General features: G+C 63.6%; 21 protein-coding genes. 10 read left to right on the top strand and 11 right to left on the bottom strand.

The genetic code is table 11. The features are described from left to right. The first annotated feature begins 2 nt into the window (after nt 1-2). Both NKI19_RS08745 and NKI19_RS08740 read left to right on the top strand, forming a co-directional pair. On the top strand, nt 3-743 hold the full coding sequence (locus NKI19_RS08745) for an aspartate/glutamate racemase family protein (RefSeq protein ID WP_352488539.1): 741 nt from the start codon (nt 3-5) through the stop codon (nt 741-743). Between the two features lie 5 nt (nt 744-748). After that, nucleotides 749-1,585, top strand: a complete 837-nt coding sequence (locus tag NKI19_RS08740; RefSeq protein ID WP_352488541.1) for a GNAT family N-acetyltransferase — start codon at nt 749-751, stop codon at nt 1,583-1,585. 51 nt (nt 1,586-1,636) lie between these two features. Here the strand turns inward: NKI19_RS08740 and NKI19_RS08735 are convergent, their stop codons facing one another. From NKI19_RS08735 to NKI19_RS08710, 6 genes are all read right to left on the bottom strand, one after another. Further along, a complete protein-coding gene (locus tag NKI19_RS08735; RefSeq protein WP_023716676.1) occupies nt 1,637-1,783 on the bottom strand; it encodes a hypothetical protein in 147 nt (48 codons plus the stop codon). 76 nt (nt 1,784-1,859) lie between these two features. Further along, nucleotides 1,860-3,152: an NAD(P)/FAD-dependent oxidoreductase gene (locus NKI19_RS08730; protein ID WP_352564804.1), complete on the bottom strand. Its 1,293-nt coding sequence runs from the start codon at nt 3,150-3,152 to the stop codon at nt 1,860-1,862. Beyond that, nucleotides 3,149-4,132, bottom strand: coding sequence for a branched-chain amino acid ABC transporter permease (locus tag NKI19_RS08725; protein ID WP_352564867.1), 984 nt, complete (start codon nt 4,130-4,132; stop codon nt 3,149-3,151). The genes NKI19_RS08730 and NKI19_RS08725 overlap by 4 nt, the downstream gene beginning before the upstream one ends. Further along, nucleotides 4,129-5,037, bottom strand: a complete 909-nt coding sequence (locus tag NKI19_RS08720; RefSeq protein ID WP_352488543.1) for a branched-chain amino acid ABC transporter permease — start codon at nt 5,035-5,037, stop codon at nt 4,129-4,131. Before NKI19_RS08720 ends, NKI19_RS08725 begins: the two co-directional genes overlap by 4 nt. After that, on the bottom strand, nt 5,034-5,783 hold the full coding sequence (locus NKI19_RS08715) for an ABC transporter ATP-binding protein (RefSeq protein WP_352488545.1): 750 nt from the start codon (nt 5,781-5,783) through the stop codon (nt 5,034-5,036). Before NKI19_RS08715 ends, NKI19_RS08720 begins: the two co-directional genes overlap by 4 nt. Then, nucleotides 5,780-6,577 carry an ABC transporter ATP-binding protein gene (locus tag NKI19_RS08710; protein WP_352488546.1) on the bottom strand — a complete coding sequence of 266 codons (798 nt, stop codon included), beginning with the start codon at nt 6,575-6,577 and terminating at the stop codon, nt 5,780-5,782. The genes NKI19_RS08715 and NKI19_RS08710 overlap by 4 nt, the downstream gene beginning before the upstream one ends. Before the next feature lie 125 nt (nt 6,578-6,702). Between NKI19_RS08710 and NKI19_RS08705 the strand changes: the two genes are divergently transcribed. Genes NKI19_RS08705 through NKI19_RS08680 form a run of 6 tightly spaced genes read left to right on the top strand, consistent with a single transcriptional unit; the run spans nt 6,703 to nt 11,082 of the window. Then, complete coding sequence (locus tag NKI19_RS08705) at nt 6,703-7,440, top strand: GntR family transcriptional regulator (RefSeq protein WP_352488547.1); 738 nt, start codon at nt 6,703-6,705, stop codon at nt 7,438-7,440. Continuing rightward, entirely contained in the window at nt 7,437-7,925 is a 489-nt protein-coding gene (locus NKI19_RS08700) for a DUF3830 family protein (protein WP_352564802.1), read from the top strand. The genes NKI19_RS08705 and NKI19_RS08700 overlap by 4 nt, the downstream gene beginning before the upstream one ends. Further along, on the top strand, nt 7,926-8,285 hold the full coding sequence (locus NKI19_RS08695; RefSeq protein ID WP_352488549.1) for a TIGR04076 family protein: 360 nt from the start codon (nt 7,926-7,928) through the stop codon (nt 8,283-8,285). It abuts the gene before it with no gap. Next, nucleotides 8,282-9,337: an aldo/keto reductase gene (locus tag NKI19_RS08690; RefSeq protein ID WP_352564800.1), complete on the top strand. Its 1,056-nt coding sequence runs from the start codon at nt 8,282-8,284 to the stop codon at nt 9,335-9,337. Before NKI19_RS08695 ends, NKI19_RS08690 begins: the two co-directional genes overlap by 4 nt. An 8-nt stretch (nt 9,338-9,345) precedes the next feature. Then, a complete protein-coding gene (locus tag NKI19_RS08685; protein ID WP_352488552.1) occupies nt 9,346-9,774 on the top strand; it encodes a DUF4440 domain-containing protein in 429 nt (142 codons plus the stop codon). Between the two features lie 48 nt (nt 9,775-9,822). Continuing rightward, nucleotides 9,823-11,082, top strand: a complete 1,260-nt coding sequence (locus tag NKI19_RS08680; RefSeq protein WP_352488553.1) for an ABC transporter substrate-binding protein — start codon at nt 9,823-9,825, stop codon at nt 11,080-11,082. Nucleotides 11,083-11,154: 72 nt separating this feature from the next. Here NKI19_RS08680 and NKI19_RS08675 read toward each other — a convergent pair whose 3' ends face one another. The 3 genes from NKI19_RS08675 to NKI19_RS08665 all read right to left on the bottom strand — a co-directional run bounded on the left by NKI19_RS08675 (nt 11,155) and on the right by NKI19_RS08665 (nt 13,298). Further along, nucleotides 11,155-11,961, bottom strand: a complete 807-nt coding sequence (locus tag NKI19_RS08675; RefSeq protein ID WP_352564798.1) for a sigma-70 family RNA polymerase sigma factor — start codon at nt 11,959-11,961, stop codon at nt 11,155-11,157. Between the two features lie 121 nt (nt 11,962-12,082). Beyond that, entirely contained in the window at nt 12,083-12,622 is a 540-nt protein-coding gene (locus tag NKI19_RS08670; RefSeq protein ID WP_352493477.1) for a dihydrofolate reductase family protein, read from the bottom strand. A gap of 136 nt (nt 12,623-12,758) precedes the next feature. Beyond that, a complete protein-coding gene (locus NKI19_RS08665) occupies nt 12,759-13,298 on the bottom strand; it encodes an Lrp/AsnC family transcriptional regulator (protein ID WP_352564796.1) in 540 nt (179 codons plus the stop codon). 48 nt (nt 13,299-13,346) lie between these two features. Between NKI19_RS08665 and NKI19_RS08660 the strand changes: the two genes are divergently transcribed. Beyond that, on the top strand, nt 13,347-14,528 hold the full coding sequence (locus NKI19_RS08660) for an MFS transporter (protein ID WP_352493475.1): 1,182 nt from the start codon (nt 13,347-13,349) through the stop codon (nt 14,526-14,528). Between the two features lie 49 nt (nt 14,529-14,577). Continuing rightward, nucleotides 14,578-15,009, top strand: a complete 432-nt coding sequence (locus NKI19_RS08655; RefSeq protein ID WP_352493474.1) for a GNAT family N-acetyltransferase — start codon at nt 14,578-14,580, stop codon at nt 15,007-15,009. Here NKI19_RS08655 and NKI19_RS08650 read toward each other — a convergent pair. Beyond that, on the bottom strand, nt 15,006-16,136 hold the full coding sequence (locus NKI19_RS08650) for an anhydro-N-acetylmuramic acid kinase (RefSeq protein WP_352493473.1): 1,131 nt from the start codon (nt 16,134-16,136) through the stop codon (nt 15,006-15,008). The two genes, NKI19_RS08655 and NKI19_RS08650, sit on opposite strands and share 4 nt — an antisense overlap. A gap of 5 nt (nt 16,137-16,141) precedes the next feature. Then, on the bottom strand, nt 16,142-17,143 hold the full coding sequence (locus NKI19_RS08645; RefSeq protein WP_352493472.1) for a serine hydrolase domain-containing protein: 1,002 nt from the start codon (nt 17,141-17,143) through the stop codon (nt 16,142-16,144). Nucleotides 17,144-17,190 lie beyond the last annotated feature (47 nt).

Below are 17,190 nucleotides of genomic sequence, written 5' to 3'. Positions count from 1 at the left end.
CAGTGCAGATCCTCGTCGTCAATCCAAACACCACCGCCAGCATGACCGACACTATCGCAGCCGCGGCCCGATCTGTCGCCGGCGCATCGACGACGATCGTTGCGGTCACCTCGACGATGGGACCTGTGTCGATCGAAGGCTATTATGACGAGGCGCTTGCCGTGCCCGGCCTGCTGGTCGAGATCGCCGCCGGCGAACGCTCGGGCGCGCAAGCCGCGATCATTGCCTGTTTCGACGATACCGGCCTTGATGCCGCACGCGCCATGGCCAACATTCCGGTCATCGGCATCTGCGAGGCATCGCTCAGCACGGCCTCGTTCATCGCCCAGCGCTTCACCGTCGTCACCACCACCGGGCGCTCGCGCGTGCCGGTCGAAGGGCTGGTGCAGCGCTATGGCATGGCGGGGCGGGCGCGTGTGCGCGCCGCCGACATCCCGGTTCTTGCCCTCGAAGATCCGGCGTCCGACGCACTCCCCAGGCTGCGCGACGAGATCGCGCGCGCCATCGACGAGGATCGCGCCGAGGCGATCGTGCTCGGCTGTGCCGGCATGGCCGACCTGGCGGTGGCGCTGCAGCGGGAATTCGGGCTTCCGGTCGTCGACGGCGTCGGCGCTGCCGTGAAACAGGCCGAGGCATTGATCGCGCTTGGCCTGACGACATCCAAGCGCGGCGCCTATGCAAGCCCATTGGCAAAGCCCTATCATGGTGCGCTGAAATCCTTCGCGCCTGGTGCCGCCGATTGATCGCAATGCCCCGAATGATCCGAACGCTCGCACGTGAAGAAGTGGAAACCCTTGTCGATTGGGCGGCGGCGGAAGGCTGGAATCCCGGCCTCCGCGACGCCGCGCTGTTCCAGGCAGCCGACCCGCAGGGCTTCATCGGCGCCTTTGTCGACGGCGAACTGGCGGCCGGTATTTCGGCCGTTGCCTATGGCAAGGATTTCGGCTTCATCGGCCTCTACATCTGCCGGCCGGACAGGCGTGGCCAAGGCCACGGCAAGGCCGTTTGGGATGCCGGCATGGCGCGGCTCGGCAAGCGCACGATCGGCCTCGACGGCGTCGTCGAACAGCAGGCCAACTACCGCAGCATGGGCTTTGCGCCGGCCTACCGGACGATCCGGTTCATGGGGTCACCGAATGTCCCGGCAGCCGCCGACAACGACATTCGCGCCATAGGGCCGGAACTCTTGGCCGACATACTGGACTATGACCGCCGTTTCTTCCCCGGCCCGAGGCGATCATTCCTGGAACACTGGCTGCGCCCGCCGCATATCGCGCCTGCGATCCTCAAGCACGGCGCCATTGCGGGATACGGCGTCGCGCGCCAATGCCGGGACGGCTGCAAGATCGGCCCGCTCTTTGCCGACGATCTGGACGCGGCAAGCCATCTCTTCACCGCGCTCGCGCACATGTCCGGTCCAGGAAACGTCCATCTCGACGTTCCCGAAACCAGTGGACAATTTGCAGATTTGCTGTCGTCCGCCGGCCTTCAACCGGGCTTCGAGACCGCTCGAATGTACAAGGGAAAGGCGCCGCAGCTCATGCAGTCCGGGGTTTTTGCGATAACGACGCTGGAGTTGGGGTGAGGCGGTGCAAGCCGACTTCCAGCGCAAAGTCGGGCAACAGGAATATGTGATCTACTTTTCCTGAACTGAAATGCCGGAATCGTCGATACGAAGTTCCACGCCTTTCGGCTTAGTCTCCTCGCGATAAACGTAAATCCCCAACGCAATAACGGCGACGACCAAAGCGCCGATGATGAGATAAAGATAGTTCTGCTTCATCTGCTGTCGTTAACAACATGATGTGGGCGAGTCTAGCAGTTCGGGTATCAGGACGGCGGACGGACACGCACGTCGATCAGCGATCCAGCCGGTCGCGCAGCATGCTCCAGGGGAGGACCATGTTTGGTGCATGCCGCACCAGGCTGTGGAACGGGATCGGCGACGGCGGCGCAAACGGCAGCGGCAAATCCTGAGGCTTTGTTCGATCAACCCAATCTGCAAGCACCTTGCCCATGGCGGTGGTCATGGCAATGCCGCGACCGTTGCACGCGAAGCCCGCAATCAAGCCGGGGCCGAGATCGACGAGGTGGGGCAGGAAGTCGGGCTCGACGGCAGCCATCCCCGACCAGCTATATTCAAGCGGCGGGATTTCCGGGAGATCGAGATGCTTGGCGAGCCGTCGCCAGATCGCCCGCGGCACCCGCGTGTCGGCACCGGGGCCAAAAACATGCATGCCGCCGGTGATCAGCCTGTTTCCGCTGTCGAAGCGGAAGGTGAAAAGATTGCGCCTGGTGTCGCCGACGCCTTGCCCGCCCGGAAGCAACCGGGTGCGTGTTTCGCGCGGCAGCGGCGCCGTCGCGATCTGGAAGATTTTCAGCGGGAAATAGGTTCGCTGCAGCGCGCAATCCAGCGCGCCGCCATAGGCGTTGGTGGCGACCAGCACTTTTTCGGCACGCACCGAACCGGCGGCCGTCTTCAGAGCCCAGCCACCCCCTGTCCGGTCGATCGATTTAACCCGTGTATATTCGAAGATGCGGGCGCCGGCCTTTTCCGCCGAGTCGGCCAGCCCGCGCGCATATTCGACCGGATTGAGGACACCGCCCGACCTGTCCATCCAGCCGCCGAGATAGCCGCGAACACCGGTCAGCTCCTCGGCCGCCTGACTATCCAGCGCAACAGCCGGCCTTCCGCGTCGTGCCCATTGTTCGGCGCGCGATCTAGTTTTTTCCAAAGCGGCCGGCGAATGGGCGGGTTGTATCCAGCCGCTCTGGACTGCATCGCATTCTATGCCGTGCCGCTTGATCAGGTCGAAGACGAGGTCGGCGCCGCCGGCGGCGAAATCGACAAGGCGTTCGCCGCGTTCGGGCCCAAGCTGGGCAATGATATCGTCGGGGTCTCTTTTCGCGAAATTCGGCACGACAAAGCCGGCGTTCCTGCCGGTCGCGCCCCAGGCGATGGTTTCCGCCTCGAGGACGGCGACCGCGACGCCTTTCTCGACGGTGTGCAGCGCGGTGGAAAGGCCCAAGAATCCGCCGCCGACAATCGCCAGATCGACATCGAGTGCACCTTCGAGAGCCGGCCGGTCGCGGCGGTTGCGGCCGACCGCGTGCCATAGCGAAAGGCCGCGTGGCACGGCAATGCTGCTCATGACCTTGCAGCGCTCTCGTCTGGTGTCACTTTCGTGCTCTTGCCAAACCTCACACGCCGCGGCCTGTCGCCGAACAGGCCGTTCGGCCTGACCAGCAGGATGACGCACAGCATCACGCCGATCGCCACGATCTGCAGCGAGGCGGCGCGGGCCTGTTGTTCGGGCGAGAACAACACACTCGTCAAGGCTCCCGATCCGGCCCATATCGCCCAGACCAGGATGCTGCCGATGACGGCGCCGATGTTGCTGCCCGAGCCGCCGACGATCAGCATCACCCAGACCTGGAAAGTCAGCGCCGGCAAATAATTGTCCGGAGCGATGAAGCCGGTGAAATGCGCCTGCAGCGCACCGGCAAGCGCCATGATGGCGCCGCCGACGGCAAAGGCCTGGACGCGGTAGAACCGCGCGCTTTTGCCTAGGGATATCGCGGCCCGCTCATCCTCGCGAAGCGCCCTCAATACACGCCCCCACGGGCTGCGCGACAGATGCTCCAGCGCGAGATAGACGATCAGCGTCATCACCGAGACGATCGCAAGGTTCGAAAGGTTGAACAGCAACGGCGTTTCGGCAAGACCGCCGAACGGACGCGGAATGAAGCCGATGCCGAACGGGCCGCCGGTCAGCTTCTGGGCATTGAGCGCTACCAGTTGCACGACGACGGCGACGCCGAAAGTAGTGATCGCCAGATAGTCCGATCTCAGGCGCAGCGTGGCGATGCCGGTGATGGCGGCGGCGACACCGCCAACCAGCATGGCGCCGAGCCAGCCGACAAGGATCGGCAGACCGAAGCCGCCCAGTCGCGCGGCATCGTCGGGCGTGGTCAGCAGCGCCGAGGTGTAGGCACCGATGGCAACGAAGCCGGCGACCCCGACATTGAAAAGCCCGGTCAGCCCCCATTGCAAATTGAGCCCGAGCGTGACGAGCGAAAAGATCAGCGCGGTGGTCAGGAAGAAGGCGCCGTAGCCGAGCAGATCCATCAGCGTTCCCTCACTCCGAAAAGGCCGATGGGCCGCACGAACAGCACGGCCATCAGGATGATGAACGAGACGGCCGCCCGCCATTCGGCGCCGATCAATTGCACGGCACCCGCTTCGGCCATGCCGATGATCAAACCGCCGAGAACGGCGCCGGGCACGCTGCCGATGCCGCCGAGGATGGCAGCCGCGAACATCGGCAGCAGCATCTCGAAACCCATGAACGGGCGGATCTGGATGAGAATGCCGATCATGACGCCGGCGACGCAGGCCAGCGCGCCGCCGATGATCCAAGTGACGCGCATCACCCTGGCGACGTCGATGCCGACGATGCGGGCAAGTGCCGCGTTCTGGCTTAATGCCTGCATCGAGCGGCCGATCTGGGTCCGCGTCATCAGGAGATGCACGCCAAGCACCAGAATGGCGGTCAGCAGCAGCAGCGCCATCTGGTCCGGGGTGATGCGAATGCCGAAGCCTATCGGCATGGCGATCTGGATGGCCCGGCTGAAGTAGGTCGGCCGCGAGGTGAAGATGAATTCGAGCAGGCTTCTCAGCGCCATCGAGGCGCCGAAGCTCGCCATCACCACGATGATCGCCTGGCCCTTGGCGCGCAGCCGCGCGAACAGCACCATGTCGAGCGCCAGCGCCAGCAGGCCGGTGGCCGCCATGCCGATGATGAGCGCGACGATCAGCGGCCAACCGAAGGAGAGGGGCGCGATCGGCGCGATCTTGCCGAACATCGCGCCGATGGCGCCGACCACGGCCAGCGTCGCATAGGCGCCCCAGGCCATGAAGTCGCCATGGGCGAAGTTCGAGAACCGCAGGATCGAATAGGTGAGTGTCACGCCGATGGCGCCGAGGCCGATCATCGACCCTGCCAGCAGTCCGTCGACGACAAATTGCAGGTTCATGCCGCGCCTCCTTTCCCTAGCTCACGGCGGCGCTGGCCAAGGTAGAGCTCGGCGACGACCGGGTCGTTCCAGAGCTCGGAGGCGACGCCCTGGTGCCGGTCCTTGCCCTCGACCAGCACATAGGCGCGGTCGCCGATGGCAAGCGCTGCCTTGGCGTTCTGCTCGACCAGCAGGATGGTGACGCCGGACTTTCGGATGCCGGCCAGCATCTCGAACACCATCGATACGAATTTCGGCGACAGGCCGGCCGACGGCTCGTCGAGCACCAGCACCTTGGGATGGACGATCAACGCCCGGGCTACGGCCAGCATCTGCCGCTGTCCGCCCGACAGATTGCCCGCGGCCGTTCTGCGTTGACGGGCGAGATCGGGAAAGGCCGCATACATTTCCTCGATGCGGGCGGGGACCTCGCGCGGCCTCAGGATGCCGCAGGCGACCCTGAGATTGTCCTCGACCGACATCAGCGGGAAGATGTTCTCTGTCTGTGGCACGAAGGCAAGGCCAAGGCGGACCATGGTGTGGGCGGGCGACGCCGTGATATCCTTGCCGTCCAGCAGCACCGTGCCGCCGGTGATCGGGACAAGGCCGGCGATGGCCTTGATAAGGCTCGACTTGCCGGCGCCGTTGGGACCGAGAACGACGACGATCTCGCCCTGGTCGATGGTGATCGAAGCGCCGCGCACGATCGGAACGCCGGGCTCGTAGCCGGCTTCGAGATCGCGGACATCGAGTACCCTTTGGCTCATGCCGCGCCTCCGAGATAGGCCTCGATGACGCGTGGGTCGCGCGCCACCTCCTCCGGGGTGCCTTCGCACAGAAGCTGGCCGCTCGCCATGACCAGCACGCGGTGGCAAAGCCGCGCCACCATGTCGATATTGTGCTCTATCAGCAGGAAGGTGATGCCGCGCGCATTGATGTCGCGGATGCGGTCGATAATGATCTCGAGCAGGGTTGCGTTGACCCCGGCCGCCGGTTCGTCGAGCAGGATGATCGCCGGATCGGCCATCATCACGCGGGCCAGCTCGAGCAGCTTGCGCTGGCCGCCTGAAAGCACGCGCGCCGGCTCGTGTGCGAGGTGAGCGATGGTGACGAGTTCGAGTAGTTCGATGGCTCTTGTCTCGGCAGCCCTTTCTTCGGCAGCGACCCGCCGAGGGGTCAGGAAATTGGCGAGCAGTTTTTCTCCGGCCTGGCCTTGCGCGGCAAGCATGACGTTTTCGATCAGCGTCAGGTTAGGCAAGGGCCGGGGGATCTGGAACGTGCGGCCAAGGCCGCGGCCGATGCGGCGATGGGCAGCTTCCCCCGACACCGATACGCCGTTGAGAAGGATTTCGCCGCTGGTCGGCAGAATGCTGCCGGCCAGCAGGTCGAACATCGTGGTCTTGCCGGCGCCGTTCGGGCCGATGAGGCCAAGTATTTCGCCCGGCCGGACGTCGAACGAGACATTGTTGACCGCGACCAGGCCGCCGAAGCGTCTGAGGACGTTCTTGGCCGTGAGGACCGGCGTGCGGATCTCCTCCTGCCGTTCCGTCGTGTCGCTCATCAATCCCTCTGGCCGAAAGCGATCTTCGTCGCCTATGATTTGATTTGTGATCACACTTGCTTTGATCACGCTATTCGGCTTTAAATTCTTCCGCAAGCCGAAAACGGCCGGGACCAGGATTGCCGATGCAGAAGGCCGCCATCGAAAAGAACAATGAGCTGATCGCAGCCCAGCTTACGCCGGTCGGGCGCGAGACCGTGCAGGATCGCGTCTATTCGGAGCTGCGCCGCGCCTTGATCGGCGGCCTTTTCGAGCCGAGCCAGGTTCTGACTATCCGCGGCCTCGCCGACGCGCTGGTCACCAGCACCATGCCGGTGCGCGAGGCGCTCGGACGGCTGATCACCGAGAAGGCTCTGGAGGCGCTTCCCAACCGCTCGGTGCGTGTGCCGCCGATCACGCTGGAGCGCATCGACGACCTCTTGCGCGCCCGCTCCCTGATCGAGGGCGAAGCGATCGCTTTGGCCGCCACGCGCATGAACCCGCGCCAGATCGCTTCGGTCGAAGCCATGCTCGGCGAGTGGGACGAGATGCGGGCGCTGAAGCACAAGAAGGATATCGACCGCGAGGCCACCCTCAACCAGAGCTTCCATTTCGAGATCTACCGTTGCTGCGGTTCCGCCGTGCTGATCCCGATGATCGAGAGTCTTTGGCTGCAGTCGGGGCCATGCATCCGCGTCGCCATCTACGCTTTTTCAGACGCTGGGGAAGTGGATACGGCCCATTACCACCGCAGCATCGTCGCTGCGCTTTCCAGGCAGGATGCAAAAGCGGCGCGCGAGGCGCTGGTGGCCGACATCAGCCGGCCTTTCGCTTTCCTGCGCGACAAACTTCAGTCCACAAGCAAGGAAGGATTGAGGGCATGACGGCGCCTGGCATCAGCATCACCGAGCCGCGCTCACAGCTTTCCGTGACCGCGCTGCTGTTGCCTGAAAAGGCGCCTGACAACGCCGCCTTCCTGCTGGCCTATCTCGAGCAGCCGCGCGTCGTTGCCGGCATCCATGCGATGTGGACGGGGCCGGAAATCTCCTGCCCGGTTCCAGCAGCCGAACTTGAGGGCCAAACCTATGCCCGGCCCTTGCCGGCGGAGAACGCAACGCTGACGCCGCAGCCGGGCGACATCGTGTTGTCCTACGTGCCGCCGCGTATGTGGGGTGGCAACCCGAATGCCATCTTCGATATCAGTTTGTTTTATGGACAGGGTGCACGCCTGCTGTTCCCGATCGGCTGGCTTGCCGGAAGCGTCGTCGCGCAGGTGCTGCCTGAGGAGCGCGATAAATTCGCAGCCGCTTGTGGCGTGATCCGCCGCAACGGCGCCTGCGACATCACCTTCACCCGGGTGGAGATCTGAATGGCTGAGACCGACGACAGTTTCGAACTCTTCGACCTTCGCATCGAGGCGGTTATCCCCGAGGGCAAGCCGATCTATTGCGGCGCCAAGCCCGGCGACTATTTCGAGTTGAAGGGCGAGATGCTGTCGATGCCGGCGGGGCTAGGTTTCTCGATCTATTCCATCGCGGCCGTGTTGCCGCTGCTGGCCGCAAAGCAGCGCCCGACCCACAGGAACGACTGGATGACGTCGGATGCCGAGATCGCCTGTCCGGATCCCAATTGCGCCAGCCGGCTGCGGATCGTCAGGACCGGCAAGCGGCGGTTCAGCCATGCCGAAACGACGGCGGTGCCGCTGCCGAAGGAGAATGACCGGAGATGACCGCCAAGGCTTTCGAGCTCAGCCCCGGCTATACGATCTCGCGGGTCATTCGCGGCGGCTGGCAGCTTGCCGGCGGGCACGGCGCGATCGACCGCCAACAGGCGGTGACCGACCTGATCGCCACCTTCGACGCCGGCATCAGGACCTATGATTGCGCCGATATCTATACCGGTGTCGAAGAGCTGATCGGCGCGGCGCGCCTGCGCCTTGCCAATGAGCGTGGCCTCGACGCTACCGTCAAGATGAAGGTGCACACCAAGCTGGTGCCTGACCTCGAACGACTTTCCACGATCAGCCGCGACTACATCAGCAGCATCGTCGACCAGTCGCTGCGGCGGTTGAAGACTGAGCGCCTCGATCTTGTGCAGTTCCATTGGTGGGACTATTCGGTGCCCCGCTATGTCGATGCGATGGGCTGGCTCGACGAAATCCGCAGGGAAGGCAAGGTGCGCAACATCGGCACCACGAACTTCGATACGCCGCGGCTGGCCGAGATCCTGGCCGCAGGTGTGCCGCTGGTCAGCCAGCAATTGCAATACTCCGTGCTCGACCAGCGGCCGGCCAACAGCCTTGCAGCACTCGCCAGCCGGCATGGCGTCAGTTTCCTCTGCTACGGTTCGGTGGCGGGCGGCTTCCTCAGCGAAAAATGGCTTGGCGTTGCCGAGCCGCAGACGCCGCTCGAAAACCGGTCGCTGGTGAAATACAAGCTGATCATCGACGACTTCGGCGGTTGGGAGCTTTTCCAGGAATTGCTTCGCACACTGAAGGCCGTCGCCGACCGCCACGCCGTCGACATCGCAACGATCGCCAGCGCCTGGGTGCTGGAGCAGCCGCAAGTGGCGGCCGTTATCGTCGGCGCCCGCAACCAGGCGCACGCCCTTGCCAATGCCAGAATCATGGACATCGCGCTCGATGTCGACGACCGGGCGAGGATCGCTGCCGTGATCGCGCAAAGCCGTGGGCCGCTGGGCGACGTCTACACATTGGAACGCGACCGTCACGGCCGCCACGGCTCGATCATGCATTACAATTTGAATGCAGGCAGGAAATGAACGCGGCTATGGACGAAAAGCCCTCCTTGCTTTCCCGCGCCAGCGCCGAGGTGGTCGATCGCCACCGCTTCTTCGTCGACTGGTTCAATGCGGCGAGTGCGGACAATGCAGATTTCAGCCGCTTCGAGCGCGTCATGGGCGAAGGCTTCTGCATGGTTGCGCCGGACGGTCAGGTCCTCGATCGTGACGCGGTGCTCGACCATGTCAGGGCAAGCCGCGCCACCTCTGAGGGCGATTTCAGTATCTCGATCGAGGATATCCGGGCCGGCTGGCAACAAGGCGACACGATCGTCGTCTGTTACATCGAAGCACAGCAGCGTGCCGGCAAGCACAGCCGCCGCCGCTCGAGTGCGGTCTTCACCACCAGTTCATCGGCGCCCAACGGCGTCGAATGGCGACATCTGCATGAAACCTGGCTGCAGATGCCGGAAGACTGAACAGGCTCAAGGCGTCAATGAGAGTCATGTAACGAAAGGGGAACAACAATGAAAAAGACCATACTTCAGATCACCAGTGCGCTGGCTCTGGTGACAGCGGCCGGTGCAGCGCAGGCCGCCGATTGCAAGATCACAGTCGGCCTCGTCATGGAACTGACCGGTCCCGCCGGCGAATACGGCCAGGCCGGCGCCAAATCGGTCGAAATGGCCTTCCGCGATATCAACGATGCGGGCGGTGTGCGCGGCTGCGATCTAGCGACCGACACCCGCGACAGCCAGAGCCAGGGCAACATCGCGGTCGATGCCGCGACACAGCTCGTGCAGGTCAAGAAGGTGCCGGTCATCATCGGCGGCATCATTTCCTCGGTGTCGATCCCGATCCTGACCTCGGTCACCGCTCCGGCCAAGATCGTCCAGGTGTCGCCTGCTTCCTCGTCGCCGACACTGACGGCGCTTGGGCGCGACGGCAAGACCAACGGCATCTTCTTCCGCACCATCACATCTGATGCGCTGCAAGGCGTCGCCGCCGCCAAATACGCTATCGACAAGGGTTTCAAGAAGCTGTCGGTCATCCACGTCAACAACGATTTCGGCGTCAACATGGTGGCGGAATTCTCACGCGCCTATAAGGCGCTCGGCGGCACCATCGTCTCCGACACGCCCTACAATGAAAAGCAGTCGAGCTATGCCTCGGAAGTGACCGCGGCGATGGCCGGCGAGCCCGACGGGCTTTATCTCGTCAGCACACCTGTCGACGGCGCAACCATCGCCCGCACCTGGATTTCGCAGGGCGGCGTCCAGAAGTTCCTGCTCAATGACGGCATGAACAGCCCGGACTTCATCGAATCCGTTGGCGCGGATTACCTGAAGGATGCGTACGGTACTTCATCCGGCACCAGCCCGACCGCATCGACCGAGTATTTCACCAAGAACTACAAGGAATTTTCGGGCATCGAACCGTCCAATCCCGCAGCCGACCGGTCCTATGATGCCGGCGCCATTGTCGGCTTGGCAATCGCCATTGCAGGCTCCGAGGACCCGGCCAAAATCAAGGACGCAATGTACAAGGCGGTCGACCCGGCCGGTACGCCGATCTATGCCGGCAAGGACGAGTTCGCCAAGGCGCTCGGCCTGATCAAGGAGGGCAAGCCGATCCGCTACGAAGGCGTCATCGGTCCGGTCGCCTTCGATAAGTATGGCGACATCACCGGCCCGTTCCGGCTCTGGAAGATCGTCGACGGCAAGGTGACGACCGACGGCGAAATGACGACGGATGACGTCAACGCATTGCAGGCGAAGCTTCAGTAGACTGCCTATGTCTTGTCCGGCATCGATCCCCTTCCATTGAGGTCGATGCCGGACAGTTGCATGTCCTGCCGGTCAGGCCAGCCCGGAAACGACCACCGCCCCAACTGCCGGCATGATCCAGGGGCAGGCATAGTAATCGGTGATACGATTTATGATCCGGCCAGCGGCTTCGATCCGAACGGGATGGGCCGGCTTCCAACCGTCTTCGCCATGATGAAGCACAAGCAGCACTGCCTCGCCATCGATCTCGCCAATCGCCATTTTCCAGGTCGTTGAGGCACTTTCGTATTCGACGAAGTAAGGTGATTCCGACAGCCTGCCCTTGAAGCAATCCGCGACCCGCAATTGTGCGTCGGCGCTGGTCAACGCCCGTACCCCGTCCCAGTCGCGGCGGTTGAACAGTTCGACATAGCGCCTGAGCAATTCCAGAAGTTCCGGATCGCTTTGGCGCTCCGAACGCACGATCGGCTCGCCCGACAAGGCAGCCAATTTCGAGCGACCACGGCTCAACGCAGCCTTGACGCCACCCACGGTCGAGCCGACGAGATCGGCAGTCTCTTCCAGCGAATAGTCGAAGACATCCTTGAGCAGGACGCAGGCGCGCTCCTTGGGCGGCAGGTGGATCACGAGCCGTTCGATCGCGCGATCGGCACCTTGGCCCGCCGGCTCGACCAGCAGGATGATCTCATCCTCGGCGAAATTGGCCTCAGCCTGCTGGCGCACCTGCCGGCTTCGCAGGAAATCGATGCAGCGATTATGCGCGATGCGAAACAGCCAGGGGCGAAGGGCGCTCGCATCGTCCAGCGTCTCGATCTTCCGATAGGCCTCGAACAGCGCCTCTTGCATGACATCTTCGGCGTCGAGCGCCGAACCGGTCATGCGTGCGCAGTAGCGGTGCAGCCGGCCACGCAAAATGCGCGACCGTCTCCAGGAAGCCGGCGTAGCGGACGTCGAAAAGCCCTGTCGGGTCAAGTCTTGGCTGCATCTTTATGATACACGATCACAGCGGGACATAGGTCAGCGTAATGACGCCGTTCTTGAAGCGGTGCGTATCTATAAGCTCCAGCTTGACCAGGGACGGCTCGACATCCTGGAAAGCGCGTTTGCCATGGCCCACACGGGTCGGCACGATCGAGGGTTGATACTCGTCGACAAGCCTGTTGGCGAGCAGCGCCTGGTCGAGATTGCTCACTTCATACTTCAATATGTTGCCGCCGTTTTGCAGCTTGATCCCAGCGATTTCGGCAGCCACGTCGCCTTCGATCAGCGACGCGTTCCAGCTCACTTCCTTGAGGCTGCGCGACGCGACGAGCTTCTTCAGCCCGTTCATGCGGTCCATGTACTTGCTGCCTTTGACCTGCGGCCAACGCGCTGAAAACATTTCATAGGTGACGCGGCCGAGCAGGAAAAAATCCGCCTCGCCGGCCTTTTCATAGGAGTGCTCCTTCATCTCCTCGTCGAAGAAGGGCGAGGCCCATTCCATTGGCGCTTCGATGACGCCGTCCAGCGAAATGAAGCTGCCCACGATCAATTTTCTCATCGCGTGTCTCCGGTTGCGCAACAGACATCCCGTCGGACCCAAGGAACCCGGCGAAAACGAAACCGGCCCGATCCACAGGATGCAGTGCGTAAGACGTTCCCGGTTCGACTTTGGATACGCGTGAGGATCGTTTGAGTTAATAGAGCGGCTTGGCCATGTGCCGGGGCGTCGGCCACTCCGTCGTAATCCCCGGCTGCACCGGCCGCTCGAGATAGGTCGAGAGCACGACGTAGCTTCGCGTCGAGGTGACGCCGGGTGTTTCGTAGAGGCGCGACAGCAGGCCTTCGAGTGCTCGCGTGTCCTCGGTGCGGACCTTGATCAGCATGCATGTGTCGCCGGCCACGGAATGGATCTCCTCGACTTCGGGGTGTTCGGAAATTGCCATCAGCTCCGGCGTCTTTCCCCATCCCTTCGTGTCGATATGGACGAAGGCAAGCAGCGGCTTGTGCACCGCCTTGGGATCGATGATGACCGCGGTGTTGCGGATGGCGCCGCTGCGCCGGAGGCGCTTGACGCGTTCATGGGCTGCCGGCGGTGAAAGGCCGACGCGGTCGCCGAGGTCGGCATAGCTGATCGTGGCATCGTCGACCAGAACGCCTAATATTTTTCGGTCGGTTGCATCGATATCGCGGACGGCAGGCCTGTTCTGCGGAATGCCATCTGTTTCTTCATCCATATTAAAATTCCCGATTGATGCAGAATTTAATACGGCCATTATTGCCATATGTCGAACACTGATCAAGTCGCCACCTTCGCAGCGGCCCCCAAGCCGCCAATCCCGGCACTCGCTTACCTGCTGACCGGGTGCATTGCCGTGATCGGCTCGAACTCGCTGGTGCTCGGTCCGATCGCACCGGCTGTGGCCGCATCGTTCGGCACAAGCGTGCCGGCGGTTATGATCGCGTCCGCCGCGTTCGGGCTCGGTACGTCGGCAAGCGCCTTGTTCCTGGCGCGCTACATCGACCGGCTCGGCGCCCGCCGCATGCTGCAAGCGGCGTTGCTGCTGCTGGCAATTGCGCTCGTCGCCAGCGCCGCTGCGCCGACCGTGCCGGCGCTGATCGCGGCCCAGCTTCTCGCCGGCATCGCTGCAGGTGTCGCCATGCCGGCAATCTACGCCAGCTCCGCCGCGATTGCGCCGCCCGGTCGTGAAAGCGGCACCATAGGCGTCGTGCTGACCGGCTGGACGCTAAGCATGGTCGCCGGCGTTTCGCTGTCGGCCGTACTTGCCGACCTGGTGCATTGGCGCGCCGTTTTCGCGGCGGTCGCGGTGCTGGCAGCACTCGCCTTGGCCAGCCTGTCGCTGACGTCGTTGAGCGATGTCAGGAAGAGCGGTCCGGCGCCGACGCCGCTAGGCGCCTTGAGCGTTCCCGGCATCGTGCCGCTTCTGGTTGCCTGCGCCGCCTTCATGACCGCGTTCTACGGCGTCTACGGCTATCTTGGCGATCATCTTCACAATGGCTTGGGACGGCCGGTCAGTGCCAATGGGCTTGCCGCGCTCGCCTATGGCGCCGGCTTTGGTGCGGCGGCATTTCTTGATGGCGTAATCGACCGCCTGGGCCCGCGGCGTGTCATGCCGTTTGCCTACCTGCTCGTCGCGGTCGTCTATGTCGCGATTGCTGCGGCAAGTGGCAGCTTCGGCCTGACCATAGCGATGATAGCCGTCTGGGGCCTTGCCAATCATTTCGGGCTGAACGTCTTGGTGATGCGCCTCTCGGCGCTCGATCCTGCGCGCCGCGGCACGATCATGGGCTTGAACAGCGCGGTGACCTATCTTGCGGTGTTCGTCGGCACCACGGCGTTCGGGCCGCTTTATTCCACATTCGGTTTTGCGGCGTCGGCGGTGGTTGCAGCCTTGCTGATGCTGATCGCTGCTGCTGCGGCGGCGTGGCGTTCGCCGAAGCTATAGCGCAGCCAGGCTTGCGTCTCGGTCCGGTCCTTCGATAGATGCTTGATGGATGGACAATACGACGCTTGAGACAACCGCCAATCCCCTGCCGCAGGAACTGGCTTTTCTCGGGGAACGGCTTACGGCATTCAACGACAGTGATGTCGGCGCCTCCTGCAGGAAGGCATTGGCCGTGTTCGTGCGCGATGAGCACGGTGCTATTGTCGCCGGCATCTCGGGATATACCGCCTGGGGCTGGCTCTATGTGCAATGGCTCTGGGTCGATGAAAAACTGCGCGGCCAGCGCATGGCCGGCAGGATGCTCGAGGCGGCCGAGAGGGAGGCGATCGCGCGCGGCTGTCACGGCGCCTGGATCGACACGTTCAATCCCAAGGCTGCCAAGGCCTATGAGCGCCAGGGCTATCTGCCCTTCGGCGTGCTTGCCGATTTCCCCATTGGCCGCAGCCGTATCTTCCTGCAGAAGAAGCTGAAGCCTGACTAGCCGGCAAGGCGTCCGCCGCACATGGGCTGGGGCACGCCGGTCGTGCTGGGGAAGCTGATCGGCAAGCCCCTGAGCACGCGCACAGCCAGGAAGGCAAAACACTCGGCCTCCACCGCATCGCCCTTCCAGCCCAGCGCCTCGGCCGGCACGGCGTCGACACCGGCGCGGCTGGCAAGCATGGCCATGATCGTTGGGTTGTGTCGACCGCCACCGCTGACCACCAGCCGCTTCGGCCGGCGCGGCAGAAGATCGAGCGCCTTGCCGACGGCGGCCGCGGTGAAGGCCGTCAGCAGGGCTGCGCCATCTGCGGCGTTCATTCCGTCCGCCATCGAGGCGCCGAAATCGAAACGGTCCAGCGATTTCGGGTAGGGTTTGGTCAAATACGGATGCTGCAGAAGCTTGGCCAGCCGTGCCTCGTCGACCATCCCGACGCGAGCCAGCGCGCCGTCGCGGTCCATTTCGCCGAGCCCCTTCGACTTGATGAAATCGTTCAGCGGTGCATTGGCCGGCCCGGTGTCGAAGGCAACGATATTGTCCTTGCCGTCCCACCAGGTGATGTTGGCGACGCCGCCGAGATTGAGCACCGCCGTGTCGCCGCTGGCGTCGGCTTCGCGCAGCAGCGCGGCGTGATAGGCGGCCGAGAGCGGCGCACCTTGTCCGCCGGCGCGCATGTCGGCCGAGCGGAAGTCATAGGCAACTTTGGTGCCCAGGATTGCGTGCATCAGCTCGCCGTCGCCGAGCTGGCGGGTCTGGCCCAGTCGGCCCACTTGCGGGGCAAGGTGCAGCACGGTCTGGCCGTGGAAGCCGACGACGCCGATGTCGGCCATGGTCAGGCCGTGGCTTTCGACAAGATCCTTGACCGCTGCGGATTGGGCGCGCGTCAGCGCCTCCTCTGCTTCGTGGAAGATTGCCGGTTCCGGCCCGGTGAAGTTCCAGCTCCTTGCCTGCCGCAGCGTCTCTTCCAACAAGGTTCGGATCGACTGCGGGTAGGGGGCCAGCGTGTAGGTGCCGAAATCCGCGATCCGCTCGCCGTCGGTCTTGATCAGCGCGACATCGATATTGCCGTCCAGCACGGTGCCGGTCATCAGGCCGACGGCCCATATTGGTTCGCCATTTTTCGGATTCATGATTGTCAGGCTCCGTTGACGAGATCGCCGACCGATTGCCGTAGCGATGCGATCCCGCTGTTGAAATGACGTGTCGGATGAATCCGATTGGTGAGCAAGGTCCAGGCTCTGCCTTCGTCGAAATCAACCCACAGCCCGGTGCCGGTAAAGCCGGTGTGCCCGATAGTACCTGGGCTGCACAGCCGGCCGCCGGACCAGCCTTCGTAGGGCAGCTCCCAGCCATGGGTGCGTGTTGCCGACAAGGGCGTGCGCATCAGCGCTATCGAACTCGCGGATGCGCCGCTCCCGTCCAGCAGCCCTCGCGCAAAGTCGAGGACCGAAGCCGCCGTTCCGAACAGGCCGGCGTGACCGGCACCTTGCAATGCCGAGCAATTGTCGTCGTGGACTTCGCCGCAGAGCACGCGATGGCGCCATGTGCAGTCTTCTGTGGCCGCCGCTCGATCCGGTTCGGCGGAGAACGCGAAGCCCGGACCGGGATCCATGTCGCGAATCGTCTTGCCGGCCAGGCGCTCCAGAACAAAGCCGAGCAGAATGAAGTTAATATCGGAATAGACCGGCTCCCCGACCTGCCACTCGCGCTGCAGGATGAAGGCGCGCAGCAGCTCGGGGTCACGCCCATAGGTGTAGATCGGCGCGACGGCGGGAAACGGTGTCTGATGGCCGAGACACTGGCGAAACGTTACGTTCCGTTCCCAGGCTTTTTCGTCATATTGGCGGAGGTCAGGCAGGACCGAAATCAGTGGCGCGTCGAGGTCGATGACACCTTCTTCCGCCAGTGCCAGGATACGCGGCGTGGTGAAGATGACTTTGGTCAGGGATGCCAGATCGAACCAGGTCTCGGCATGCATCGGCCGCACCGTCGGCACGCGCTGGGCTGAGCCGATTGCCCGGACGATGCGTTGACCGTCCCGGTCGACCATGCCGAGCACGCCGCCCGGAATGCGCGACGCAGCCACGGCCGCTTCGAGCGGGGCGAATGCGCGGTCGAAGAGATCATGGTCGATCAATTGCGGCCTCCGTCTGAACGGCAGCGAGGAGGCTGTCGGCCTGACTC

The sequence above is a fragment of the Mesorhizobium sp. M0751 genome (assembly GCF_040320265.1).
In the GTDB taxonomy this organism is placed as follows: Bacteria; Pseudomonadota; Alphaproteobacteria; order Rhizobiales; family Rhizobiaceae; genus Mesorhizobium.
Note: the sequence above shows the minus strand (reverse complement) of the source record. Positions and strands in the feature narration are given on the sequence as shown.